At 69.8% G+C, this 11,644-nt stretch carries 14 protein-coding genes and 1 pseudogene; 4 read left to right on the top strand and 11 right to left on the bottom strand.

Annotated features, from left to right (window positions below; genetic code table 11):
* Positions 1-51 precede the first annotated feature (51 nt).
* On the top strand, positions 52-672 hold the full coding sequence (locus ACFW22_RS03205; protein ID WP_386398127.1) for a DUF5753 domain-containing protein: 621 nt from the start codon (positions 52-54) through the stop codon (positions 670-672).
* Positions 673-813: 141 nt separating this feature from the next.
* The gene (locus ACFW22_RS03200; protein WP_386398123.1) at positions 814-1,344 is read left to right on the top strand and encodes an NUDIX domain-containing protein; all 531 of its coding nucleotides are present in this window, start codon (positions 814-816) and stop codon (positions 1,342-1,344) included.
* A gap of 28 nt (positions 1,345-1,372) precedes the next feature.
* On the opposite strand, the gene ACFW22_RS03195 is transcribed toward ACFW22_RS03200, so the two are convergent.
* The 3 genes and pseudogenes from ACFW22_RS03195 to ACFW22_RS03185 form a co-directional block, all read right to left on the bottom strand.
* Positions 1,373-2,011, bottom strand: a complete 639-nt coding sequence (locus ACFW22_RS03195; protein ID WP_386398121.1) for a hypothetical protein — start codon at positions 2,009-2,011, stop codon at positions 1,373-1,375.
* A 213-nt stretch (positions 2,012-2,224) separates the two neighbouring features.
* A pseudogene (locus ACFW22_RS03190) lies at positions 2,225-2,578 on the bottom strand (tyrosine-type recombinase/integrase); the annotation flags it as partial.
* An 11-nt stretch (positions 2,579-2,589) separates the two neighbouring features.
* Positions 2,590-3,255, bottom strand: coding sequence for a hypothetical protein (locus ACFW22_RS03185; RefSeq protein WP_386398118.1), 666 nt, complete (start codon positions 3,253-3,255; stop codon positions 2,590-2,592).
* Between the two features lie 288 nt (positions 3,256-3,543).
* Between ACFW22_RS03185 and ACFW22_RS03180 the strand changes: the two genes are divergently transcribed.
* Both ACFW22_RS03180 and ACFW22_RS03175 read left to right on the top strand, forming a co-directional pair.
* Entirely contained in the window at positions 3,544-4,101 is a 558-nt protein-coding gene (locus ACFW22_RS03180; protein WP_386398115.1) for a hypothetical protein, read from the top strand.
* Between the two features lie 226 nt (positions 4,102-4,327).
* A complete protein-coding gene (locus ACFW22_RS03175; RefSeq protein ID WP_386398111.1) occupies positions 4,328-5,404 on the top strand; it encodes a hypothetical protein in 1,077 nt (358 codons plus the stop codon).
* Between the two features lie 2 nt (positions 5,405-5,406).
* On the opposite strand, the gene ACFW22_RS03170 is transcribed toward ACFW22_RS03175, so the two are convergent.
* The 8 genes from ACFW22_RS03170 to ACFW22_RS03135 form a co-directional block, all read right to left on the bottom strand.
* On the bottom strand, positions 5,407-6,081 hold the full coding sequence (locus ACFW22_RS03170; protein ID WP_386398597.1) for a class I SAM-dependent methyltransferase: 675 nt from the start codon (positions 6,079-6,081) through the stop codon (positions 5,407-5,409).
* 92 nt (positions 6,082-6,173) lie between these two features.
* The gene (locus tag ACFW22_RS03165) at positions 6,174-6,875 is read right to left on the bottom strand and encodes a leucine-rich repeat domain-containing protein (RefSeq protein ID WP_386398108.1); all 702 of its coding nucleotides are present in this window, start codon (positions 6,873-6,875) and stop codon (positions 6,174-6,176) included.
* Between the two features lie 361 nt (positions 6,876-7,236).
* Positions 7,237-7,530: an SHOCT domain-containing protein gene (locus tag ACFW22_RS03160; RefSeq protein ID WP_386398105.1), complete on the bottom strand. Its 294-nt coding sequence runs from the start codon at positions 7,528-7,530 to the stop codon at positions 7,237-7,239.
* A 33-nt stretch (positions 7,531-7,563) separates the two neighbouring features.
* On the bottom strand, positions 7,564-8,016 hold the full coding sequence (locus ACFW22_RS03155) for a DUF6325 family protein (protein WP_386398102.1): 453 nt from the start codon (positions 8,014-8,016) through the stop codon (positions 7,564-7,566).
* 120 nt (positions 8,017-8,136) lie between these two features.
* Positions 8,137-9,138 (bottom strand): DUF389 domain-containing protein, encoded by a 1,002-nt coding sequence (locus ACFW22_RS03150; protein WP_386398099.1) that lies wholly within the window; start codon positions 9,136-9,138, stop codon positions 8,137-8,139.
* A gap of 73 nt (positions 9,139-9,211) precedes the next feature.
* Complete coding sequence (locus tag ACFW22_RS03145) at positions 9,212-9,619, bottom strand: SHOCT domain-containing protein (RefSeq protein WP_386398096.1); 408 nt, start codon at positions 9,617-9,619, stop codon at positions 9,212-9,214.
* Between the two features lie 48 nt (positions 9,620-9,667).
* Positions 9,668-9,985, bottom strand: a complete 318-nt coding sequence (locus ACFW22_RS03140) for a hypothetical protein (RefSeq protein ID WP_386398093.1) — start codon at positions 9,983-9,985, stop codon at positions 9,668-9,670.
* Positions 9,986-10,173: 188 nt separating this feature from the next.
* On the bottom strand, positions 10,174-11,406 hold the full coding sequence (locus tag ACFW22_RS03135; protein ID WP_386398090.1) for a PP2C family protein-serine/threonine phosphatase: 1,233 nt from the start codon (positions 11,404-11,406) through the stop codon (positions 10,174-10,176).
* Positions 11,407-11,644: the final 238 nt, after the last annotated feature.

Genomic DNA, 11,644 nt, shown 5'->3' with positions numbered 1-11,644 from the left:
GGCAACGCCCATCGAAGCCGCCCCCGGCGGCACCACCCAGGAGGGGATGCGGTGACCAGTTCAGTTCGCTGGACGGATCGTCTGTCCACCGGTACGGAAGCGACTCAGGACGACGTGGTGGGCTGGTACCAGAGCACGCGCGAAGGCAAGGCGTACGTGCCCACGATGATCTGGGGCACGCTCCAGACCGAGGCGTACGCCACCGTGATCCTCGGCCAGGTCGTCGACTTCCTCGGCATCCCGAACGACGTACCGGCAGGCGTCGCCAAGCGCATGCAGCGACAGGAGGTTCTGTACAACGGCGAGCACCACTACGACGTCGTCCTCGGGGAGCAGGCGCTCTACACGAACATCGGCGGACCCGAAGTCATGCAAGAACAGATCGAGCGCCTCCTGCGAGAGCTCGGCCTGGCTTCTCTCACACTCGGGATCCTTCCCTCCACCGCACGGGTGGACCTGTTCCCCGTCCACGCGTTCAACATCTACGGCGATGGCGACCGGGCCCACGTCGAACTCGTCTCCTCCTCCGTGGACATCACGGAACAGAGCGAACTCGACCTCTACAACAAAGCCTTCACCGCGCTGAGCAGTGCGGCATCATACGGCGACGCCGCCGAGGGGCTCCTGAAGAAGGCCCACTCCTTCTGGACCAACACCCCGCTCCGGCAGTAGCCCCTCGTCCTCCAGCGGCGGAGCGCCACGCAGCAGTCCGAAGCGCACCCGATCAAGACCGTCGCGCCCCATCGCCCGCAGTCAGAACCTCGGCGACAGCCTCGCCATCCAAACCAGTGCCGCCGAGGCCATCTCCCTCACATGCCCGGCAATCCGCCCGAGGAAGGGGACCCAGTGGCCCAGCAGGCCGACGACCAGCCGAAGGCCCTGAAACCGGCGCTCGAATCGATGACCCTGCTGGTCGCGGCCGTCATCGTCCACGACAAGGCCACCAACCAAGTCGTCCTCCTCCAGCGCAGCGAGAACGCCAAGTTCGCCCAGGGCCTGTGGGACCTCCCCGTCGGCAAGAGCGAGCCGGGCGAACCCATCACCGAAACCGCCGTACGCGAGCTCCACGAGGAGACGGGGCTCAGCGTGAAGCCCGAGTCCCTCAGGGTCGTCCACGTCATCCACGGTGCCTGGGGTATGGAGGCCCCCAACGGCTTCCTCACAGTCGTCTTCGTCGCCCACGAGTGGGCAGGCGAGCCCGAGAACCGCGAACCGCTCAAGCACGCCCAAGTCGGCTGGGTCCGCGCCGACTCCATCCCCGAGAACTTCGTGGACACCACGTCAAGTGCCCTCCACCGGTACCTCACCGGAGGCCCGGAGGTCTCCCTGTGCGGCTGGCGATAGAAGCGCCAGGTACGGGCACGTCGTCGCCCTACGGCTTCGGGACGGCAGGCGCGGGCAGGTCAAGGGCACGAGCAAGAGCCGCACAAACGGGGTCAGCATGGTCAGGCAAGTGCAGGGCTGCCCAGCCGATGGCAAGGCGATGGAAGGCAGCCAGGTCGCGTTCCGCATCGGCGAGCAGGCGACGCAGATCGATGATGGGCAGCTCGATCACAGGGCTGTCCTGCTGCTCAGCGTCAATGGTCAGCCGCACCACGTCGCCCATCCGTTCGGCGAGCGGAGAGGGGTCATGGCCGAAGGAGGCCCAGCCATCTCCATCGATGACCGCAAGCCAGTCGCGTCGTTCGTCCAGCCCGCTGCAACAGCCCGGCGACAGGGCGATGCCGGTTGCTGTATCAGTCACCCGCAGGCCGCCGGCGGCGAAAAGGTTGTCCATAGTGAGGAGCCCGTGCAGGAAGTTCCCTAGCGGATCGGTAGGCCGTTGCGGTCGCCCCTCACCCTCCAGGTCGACGTTGTTGCACTCGGCAATACACATGACAGCCGTGCCGACCTCGGCAGGGCTGAGCGCACCGCCGAGCGCAAGGAAGTCGTAAGCCCCACACTCGGCCACCGGCCAGAGGTCGAAGCCATCGGTGGCACAGGTCTCCAGGACGGGCTGCAGGACGATCATCCGGAGAGTGTGCGGCATCCCTGCGGGCCGGCGCATTCGAATACCGAAGAGTGCCCGCCCCAGTCCGCACACAGTCCGCAGGACACCCGATCAGGACCGTCGTACCCCATCGCCAGCCATCAGCAAAAGGCCAGGTCAGCGACCTACAGGGAAGATCCCCGCAGGTCACCGACCCGGCCCATTACTAGGAGACCAAGAAGGCCTGATCTTTGGCTAGGCCGCCTGACCTGCGGTTTCGCTGGTCATGTCGCCTACCTGTCCGCACCCGGTCCGCAGGCCGCCGAGCACGGCGTCCCTGACGGCCCGGGTGCGGTCTTCTTCGCCCGGCCACAGGCGCGCGTAGATCCGCACCGTGATGACGGCGGACGCGTGCCCGAGGACGAGCTGCACCTGCTTGACGCTCGCGCCGCCGGCGATGAGCGCGGAGGCGTAGAAGTGCCGCAGGTCGTGGGTCACCATGTGCGGCAGCTCAACGGGCTTGCGGCCCTCGCGCTCGGCGGCCCCGCTCTCGGCTGCCTGGAGCGCCTTGCGAGCCCCGTTCCACTCGGTCTTCCACCGCCGGTAGTGGAACGACGAGGTCAGCCATCGTCGTCCACGCCTCCTCGCAGTCCCCACTCATCGAGGCCGGAGTAGATCACTGCGACGCGGCCTCTGGGGAAGTCGAGCGCCGTGGCCTCCCCGCTATAGAGGGCTACCAGCGAGTCGGGCCCTCTCCACCAGGTGTCCGCCAGGCCCATCACCTCGCGCACCGGCGCATAGCCGTTCAGGTCGATGCCGTCGACGTCATCGCCGACGAGCTTGGTGACCTGCCTTGCCCACATAGATGCGTGGCGAGCCAAGGCAAGCGACTCCACCCAGCCCTCGACGGTCGTGTGGAGGGGCGCCCATCGACCACCCTGGATACCGAACTCACCAGACGGACTGATCATGAATGAGTAGGGTACTGCGGTCCGCTGCATCCCGGCTTCGAACCACCATCCTGCGGAGTCCTCTTCGGGCGAGTCCGGATCGAGGTACTTGGGGCCTCCGTCGTACTGCGGTGCGGGGGGCAAGAGCAGACCGCCCCATCGCTCCTGGTAGGCCGCCACTCGATCGATCACCGCTGCTGGGATGTCCCGCTCAAGCCACCGCTGCCGGTGCCCCTCGACGGGGGGAACGTCGACCTTGACGCCATGCGCGGAGACAAAGGATCGCGCTCGTCGGGTCAGGCCGTCGGGCACATCGTTGATGAGGTGAAGATTCACCCGAGGGACGCTATCCCGTGGCCGCGGGAGAGCGCGCCCAGGTCCAGACTCCGCATCCAGAAGCGGCCCTCCCCCGGTCGATGGCCCTATTCCGCACGTCTGAACATCCGGAGCTGCCGATAGACGCCATCGGACAAGTCCCTGCGCTCCTCCGCAATCGCCCGCCGCCTACCCGGCCGTGGACTGACACCAGTCGGTCTTCCCGTATCCGCACGCACTGCGACATCGCAGTGCAATAGTTCTGCGACCTGATCAACACACCCAAGCCCGCCACGCTTCGGAGCCATCATGCGTAAGCCCGCCCTGTCTGCTGCCGCCCTCGTCATCGCCTTCGCGGCCATGACGGCATGCGGTTCGGGTTCGGGTTCGGGTTCGGGGAACGGTCAGAAGAACGACCAACCGAAGAACACCACCACTGCAACCGCTGGCGCCCCGACCAAGCCGGCCGCGAAGGAACTCACCGCCAGCGACGCCTTCAAGGCCCTTTCCGGCAAGGTCGCGTCCGCCAAGCTCTCCGGCGTTGTCACCGAGGACGACGACCCGAACCATCTCCTCGGCCGCCCCAACCAATACACCAGCAAGGTCACGTTCACGGACTCCCGCATCAAGGTCGACGACGTCGCCGACGCCGAGCCCGGCAGCGTCGGACTCGGCGGAGCGATCGAGGTCTTCACGACCGCAGCCGACTCCCGGGCCCGCGCCGACTACATCCAGAACGTCACCAAGGGCATGCCCGTGCTCGCCGAGTACGACTTTGTCAGCGGCACCGTACTCATCCGCGTCAGCCACTACCTCACCCCGACCCAGGCCGCCGACTACAAGGCCGCTGCCGCCGCACTCGGGTAGGCGCCACCACACCGGCGGACCTGCCAATCGCCTCCCTCCGGGCGGACACTGCGGGGAGCCCGAACGGCGCCGGGGTCGTCGCAGTCCGTCGCAGCGAATGCGTGATGAGGCAGCGGACTGCCACAGCGTCCTGGCATGTGCGGCCGTACCGCTCACTACGCTGGCAGACGTGCACACGCCGTCGACGCCCCGACTGACCCTGGATGCGGCCCGTGCCCTTCAGGGCATGCTCCGAACCGAGATCGGGCCAGGGCTCACCGAGCGAGAGCTCGACGCGGTCGAGACACGGTTCGGCTTCACCTTCTCGGCGGATCACAGGGTCTTCCTCGCCGCCGGGCTCCCGCACGGCTCGTCGCGGTGGCCCGACTGGCGCAACGGCGCCCCCGAGGACCTGGCCGGGCAGCTGGCGTGGCCGGTGGAGGGGGTGCTCTTCGACGTGGAGCACAACGGTTTCTGGCATCCCGCCTGGCCGTCGAGGCCGACGGAGACATCCGAAGCACTGCGCGCCGCCAGGACCGAGCTGGAGAGCGCACCGCAGCTGGTCCCGGTCTACGGACACCGCTACCTGCCGGGTACGGCGGGCGAGCACGGGCATCCCGTCCTATCCGTCTGGCAGACCGACATCATCCTGTACGGAGACAACCTCACCGACTACATCCAGCACGAATTCGCCGGCCGGTCGAGCAGCTTCCTCGCCCACGCGACCGTCGACTTCTGGTCGTACTTCGTCGAGGGCGGTCCAGGCATCGACGTCTCCCTGCCCACACCGTTCACGCCGTACGCAAGGAGCGCACAGGAGGCCGTCGACTGCATCAGGAAGCTGGCCCTGGAACGCCTGGTCGGCCGCCGGCACCACCCAGAGCAGCTCATCGAAGCAGGCCTCACGGCCCTGGTCCTCGACGTCGAGACAAAGTCCCTCCCCCTCCTCGCCGGCCTGTCACGCTCCGAGCACGAGCAGGCCGACGTCCTTTTCGACCAGGTGCTTGACGAACTCGGCCTGCTCCAGGACCTCCCGGCCGACACCACCGACCTCCCATGGGAAGCGGCCCGCTGGGAACTCGTCCGCTGGTGGCTCCAGCTGATCGTGAACGGCAGCCTGGACCCCGGAGCCGGCGGCGACCTGATCACGTACGAAGGGTGGTGCGCACTGGCCCGGCCGCAGTCGCTCAGGCCGCTGGTCGACAAGACCAACGCCTACAACGACTGGGCGGCGATCCGACGCGGCGACCGGGACCAGCTGGCGGAAGCGATCGTCGAGGAGGCAGGACACCTGCTCGCCGTGCCATGGCCGCCACTGGGCTGATCTCACCGGCGGCAGACGAGGATGCCGCCCAGGCAGGTGATCTCGTACGCCCCGTGCCGCGCGATGTGGTCGGCCACTAGCGTGCGGGCGCGGTCGATGGTCGCGTCGAACGGGACATCGTGCTGGTCCGCCCAGGCGCGGTACGAAGCCAGGTACGCGATGACGGGCTCGGGGTCGCGGACGGTGATGGTCCCCGGCAGTTCGACGACCTCCACGCGACTGAACTCCTCGCCGAGGAGGGCCGGCGCCTGCTCCAGGGAGAAGCGAGCGCCGAGCGAGATGCGGGCCGGGCCCCGGCCGACGCCGAGGACGTCGCCTGCGGCCCGCCGCCAGAGGTCATCGAGCTCGACCTTGTCCCGGTCGCTGTTGGTGGAGGCGACCACCAACCCGTCACGCGCCACGACCCGGGCCAGTTCCCTGACCGCCTGGGGGATGTCGGGCACGTGGTACGGCATGTGGAGCGCGAGAGCCGCGTCGACGCTCCCCGCCGCCAAGGGAAGCCGCGTGGCGTCCGCCACGGCGACCGGGCCGGGCACGCCGGCAAGGATGCCGGGAGCGATGTCGAGGCCGACTAGCGACAACCCCGCCGTACGCCGCCCACACTGCGGTGACCGGCTGTTGGACGGATGGTGGTGCCGTCCCGCCGAGCATCCGCTCGGGGCCCCGGAGCGCCCGATCGGAACCCGTGGAACATCCGCGTGGGGGCGCGACTCCCCGACCGGCTCCCCCACCGGCTCCGCCGTTGGCGTGCCCCTGTGTACAACGTCCTTCAGCCCCGGCGGGGCGGCGGCTGGTCGACTCGACCGCCCCTGTGGGCCGTGGGGATGTGGTCGTCAGCACCACGGGGGAGGGCGGCAAGGCATTTCGGCGAGCAGGCGTTGACCAGGAGGGGCAACACGTCCGTGGCCACGCGCAGGGAGATCCATGCCTGTTGGAGTCCGCCCGGTGCCATCGGGCCGTCGCAGACGCTGCAGCCCCGGAGGTTCGTGGGACCCCAACGCCCTGGGTCCGGGCGTTCCGGATCGAGACCCCTGAGGACGTCCGGCGACGAGGCCAGTTTCGGGAAGGGCGGCCGGAACTTGCGGTTTCCGAAGAGGGCCCGCGTGCTCACCGTACTGCGGGTCAACCGTCGGCAGCGGGTGATCTCGTAGGGGAACCAGTGCAGCCGGTAGGAGGTGTACGGGGTGAACTCCTCCAAGCCGGTCATCGCCCCGATCTCGGGCGGGAGCCGAACCAGGTTGCTGCCGTAGAGCACGAGGTGCCTGACCGCCGTCAGCGTGCCGATGCTCGGCGGCAGGGTGACGACCTGACGCCGGTGCTCCGGACTCAACCCGATCAGCGGCTTGAACTCCTCGCGCCCGTCGTCCGCGGCCTCCTCGATCAGCTCCAGTAGACGGCGCCAGCCCGGAGCGGTGGGGTCCTGCCGCTCCGCGTGGAAACCGACGCGGGCCCGCGGGCGGAGCCTGGACATGTCGAAACAGGAGCAGGCGTCCTGGCGGGGCCCACGCCCTTCCGGGTCCGGAGCCGAAGTGTCGCCCCATCGGTTCACGAAGCGGTCAGATGCTCCCCCGTCCTTCATGGCCCCACACTACCGAGGCCGCCGCACCGTGCTGCTGCGCATCGGCAGCGAGGGGCGGACGTCCGTGGACCCGGCCGAGCGGGGAACGGGTCCGAGGCCTACGGGGCGGCGGGGCATACGGGGCCGTGGGGCCTACGGGGTCCGTCAGGCCCGTCAGGCCCGGTTGACGTCCGCTGCGCGGGCCGACGGGGCCGGAGCGTGGCAGCCGGCGCGCGGGCGGGCCCCGTCGTGCCGCCGCCGTCGCCCGGGCCGGTCAGGACCCGAGGATCGCGCGCTTCTGTTCCTCGAACTCGGCCTCCGTGAGGACGCCCTGGTCCTTGAGTTCGCCGAGCTGCTTCAGTTGGTCGATCTTGCTGCTCATGTCGGGAGCAGCCGGAGCCGGAGCCGGGGGCGGTGGGGCCTGGTAGGCCTGCTGCTGCGGGGGCGCCTCGTACGCCTGTTGCGCCGCCCATCGTCCTTGCTGCCGGCGTGACACGCGGTTCGACACGGCGGTCGCCGTTCCGGCGACGACCGCGGTGCGCGCGACCCCGCGGATGAGACCTGGCATGGTCGTGTCCCTTCTGTACGGGTGAGCGCCGTCCTAGGAGGCGCTCTCGGTCTCGTCGAGGGCGGCGACGAGGTCGGTCACCGGGATCCGCCCGGAGGCGACCATCCGCGCTCCGCCGCGGCGGAGGGCGGCTGCGAAGGGTGCCGCCCAGAGGTTCTCGTAGACCAGGATGCCGGCGGAGTTACCGGGCTCCAGTGCGGTGGCCGCCTCTTCGAGGTCGTCCTGGCCCAGCAGCCCCGACGACGCGCCCTCGAAGACGGCCAGGTCGAGCTCGCCGTCGCCGGTGAGATCGGCGATCTCCAGGCCGGTCACGGTTCCGTCCTCGTCCTTCCTGACGAACGTCAGGTCGAGGATCCGGATGAGGCCGCGGTCCACCAGGTCGACGAGGAGGGGGAATCCCTCCCCGGTCATCCGGTTGCCGGGAAATTCGACGATCACGTAGTCGATCGGGCCGACTTCGTCCGTTCCTTCGAATGCGTCGCTCACTGCGTCACCTCTGGAAGCTGGTGGCTTTTCCCTCTGACACCCCCACCTCACGCACCCCAATTGCATCATCGGGTCGCGCCCGTCGCACCTCGATACGGCGGAGGTCCTGCGGGGCGGTGCTCAGCCGCCCACTCTTCCGACGTCGATGCGTCGCCCCCGCGAGGCGTCGACCACGACGGGGATGCCGTCCGGAATCTGTCCTTCGAGCCGGTCGAGCAGGGACTCCAGCGGGGGGAGGTCCCCGGGGGTGCGGACCTGGATGTACATCGTCCGGGAGGTCGCGTCGACGCTGGTGACGGTGGCGTCCGGATCCCCGGCGAGCCACTGTTCCGCGGCGGCCTTGGTGCGGCCGGTCCAGACGTTGAGCAGCAGTGTGGTCACGGTGTTGGCCGTCAGCGGGACGAACACCACGACGAACAGCAGGGCCATGGCGACGGCCGTCCTGCGGGCGGGGCGTCCGGCCGCCTTGTCCGCCTCCGAGGCGTAACCGAGCGAGGCGAACATCACCATGCCGGCGAAGACCAGGGCGAAGAGGTTCGACACGAACAGCGCCAGCGCGCCCAGGGCCAGCCAGCCCGACGTCTGCCCCAGACACACCCCGGCCACCACCAGGGGCGGAACGAGGGAGATGGCGATCGCGACGCCGGGCAGTACGGCGGCGACGTCCCGGCGGGCCAGTGCCACCGCGCCGGCGAAGCCGGTCGCCAGGGCGGCGATCAGGTCCATCAGGCCGGGCGATGTCCGCGAGGAGATCTGACTGTTCGACAGCAGGTCGTAGTTGCCGGGCAGCACCAGCGACATGACCACTCCGACCGCGATCACCAGCAGGCACGCCAGGAGGACGGTCCTGGCCGATCCGGTACGGCGGCGCTGCACCGAGCCCAGGGCGATGCCCATGATCGGCGTGGACAGAGGCGCGATGATCATGGCTCCGATCACCGTCGCCGTCGAGTCCGTGATCACCCCACCGGCCGCGATGACCGAGGACAGCGTCAGCATCGTCCAGAAGGCCGAGCGCTTGGACGCGGCGTCCCCGGACGAGAGGATCAGATCCCCTATCAGTTCGTCCAGCGAGCGGCGCTGAGAGGCCGGCAGAACACGGGCGCGAACCTTGCTTTTCATTCCTCCAAAAAACCATGACCAGCACGGTTTCCACGGGCAGGACACGGGCGGATGACCGCCTCCGGACCCGAGCTCAGTGGAGGATCTTCTCCTTGGCCCGCTGGAACTCGGCGTCGGTGATGTCGCCCTTGGCACGCATCTCGGAGAGCTTGGCGAGTTGGTCCGCCTCGCTGCCGGGCCCCGTCCCGCTGCCCGCCGTCTCGCGGATGTAGTCGTCGAAGGCCCGCTGCTGGGCCCGGGCGTGCTTCACCTCGCGCTGCCCCATGCCCTTGCCCCGGGCGAGGACGTAGACGAAGACGCCGAGGAAGGGGACCACGACCACGAAGAGCAGCCATATCGTCTTGGCCACCCCACTGAGTTCGTCGTCCCGGAAGATGTCGCCGATGATCCGGAAGAGCAGGACGATCCACAGGACCCACAGGAAGATCCACATGACCGTCCAGAAGGCTCCGAGGACCGGGTAGTCGTAGGCCAGGTTCATGTCATCGCTCCTTCTTCCTCGCCTCCGCCCAGGGCAAGGGCAACGGGGTCAGCCCGAAGGCGTTCCCGGTGCCGCGCGGCGGTCACCGCGCGGGGTGCTGCCCACCACGGGGGCGAGGGCCACGAGGGTGCCCCGGAACCTCTCCGGGAGCACGAGGATGTCGTCGGCGGCGCCGACGTCGAACAGGTACGGATCGGGGGAGGCACCCGGTCGTCCGGGGGCGTGGACGCACGTCCCCGGCACGCCGCGGGCGAAGGTTCCCGGAACGCCGCGGACGGAGCGCCGGACGGTGGGAACGGGCTCGCCGTTCGGCGTCAGGGTCCCGGCGGCGCCCGTGCGAACGGAACTGCGAGATGCGTGGGACATGACACTCACCACGTTGGCAGAACCGCCCGGAGAGTCAAATCGGGCATGCAGTCGATTCCGGGCTTCCCGTCACGGCGCGTTGCGGGTTCTGGAGCGGGCCGGGCCTGGGTCCGGCCCGGGGAGGCCCGGGGCGGGGCCAGGCGGGGCCGGAAGGGGCCGGGCGGGACCGGGAGGGGCCGGGCGGGCCGTCAGAGGCGGATGATGACCAGGGCCGTGTCGTCGGTGTTGCCCGTGGACGGGAGGAGGTCGGCCAGGAGCGCGTCGGCCAGGGCTTCCGGGTCGGCCTGGCCGTGCCGGGCGAGGGAGTCGGCGAGGCGGGCCAGACCGACGTCGATGTCCTCGTCGCGGCGTTCGATCAGACCGTCCGTGTAGAGGACCACGGTGGCGCCCTCGGCGAAGGTCGTGGTCGCCTCCGGCCGCGGAACGTGTTCCGGGCGCGCCCCCAGGGGCGGATCGGTCGCCCGGTCCAGGAAGGTCACCGTGCCGTCGGGGTGGAGCAGGGCGGGTGGCGGATGGCCCGCGCTGCTGTACGTGAGGGTGTGGGCGTCCCAGTCGATGTAGATCTTCACCACCGTGGTCGACTCCGCGCCGTCGACGCGGCGGGCGTAGAGCCCGAGGGCTTCCAGCGCCCGGGCCGGGCCCTCGGCGACGCGGGCGGCCGCGCTCAGCGCGCTGCGCAGCTGCCCCATGACGCCGGCGGCTTCCAGGCCGTGGCCGACGACGTCGCCGACGGCGACCGCGACGCGGTCCCCGGGCAGGTCGACGAGGTCGTACCAGTCGCCGCACACGTTGAGCGTGCCGACGGCGGGTCGGTAGCGGACGGCCGCCCTGTGGTGTCCGACCAGCGTCGGCGCCGGCAGCATCGCCGCCTGCAGGGTCAGGGCGACCTCGCGTTCGCGCGCATGGGCCCTGCGCAGGCGTTCGTTGACCTCCTGCAGTTCGCGGGAGCGGGTGTAGAGCTCGGCCTCCAGCACGCGGGCCCGGTTGCCGTCGCCGCCCGCCCCGCCCCGGGCACGGATCAGCTCGGTGACCTCTTCCACCCGGTGCAGGATCAACGCGGTCCGCCCGTCCGGGCCCAGTACGGGCGCGTTGACCGGACTCCAGAAGTGCTCCACCCAACGGCCGGGCCGCTCGGAGTCCTCGATGTCGTAGCGCAGCAGCGCCATGGTGTCGCGCTCGCCCGTCGCCACCACCCGCAGCATCGACGCCTGGGTCTCCCGCATGCCGGCCGCGGCCGGATCGTTCGGGTTCTCGGGGAAGACGTCGAAGATGTAGCGGCCCAGCAGCTGCTCCCGGGTGCGTCCGGCCAAGCGGAGGAAGTCCTCGCTGGCGTCGGCGTAGACGAGGTCGGGGGTGAGCAGCGCGACCATGCCGGGCAGGGCGTGGAAGACCGCCGCGTAGTCGATCTGCGGTTCCCTCATGTGCTGCTCACCTCGACGCCGACCGTCTCTGTGTTGCGGTTTCCCGATGGGTGCGGAAACTCCACGTTACCGGTCCGGCACCGTCCGCTACTCCCGGTCGTCGGCCGGGCGGTCCCGCCACGGGCGGACCTCCGGGGAAGCCGGTCGTCGCACGCGCCGCACTCGACGAAGGCACATGCCCTGGATCATGACGTCATTGTCGCGGTTGTACGCCCTCGCCGCCCGGCGACCGCCGGGC

It is taken from the genome of Streptomyces sp. NPDC058872, from assembly GCF_042743065.1.
Taxonomy (GTDB): domain Bacteria; phylum Actinomycetota; class Actinomycetes; order Streptomycetales; family Streptomycetaceae; genus Streptomyces.
Note: the sequence above shows the minus strand (reverse complement) of the source record. Positions and strands in the feature narration are given on the sequence as shown.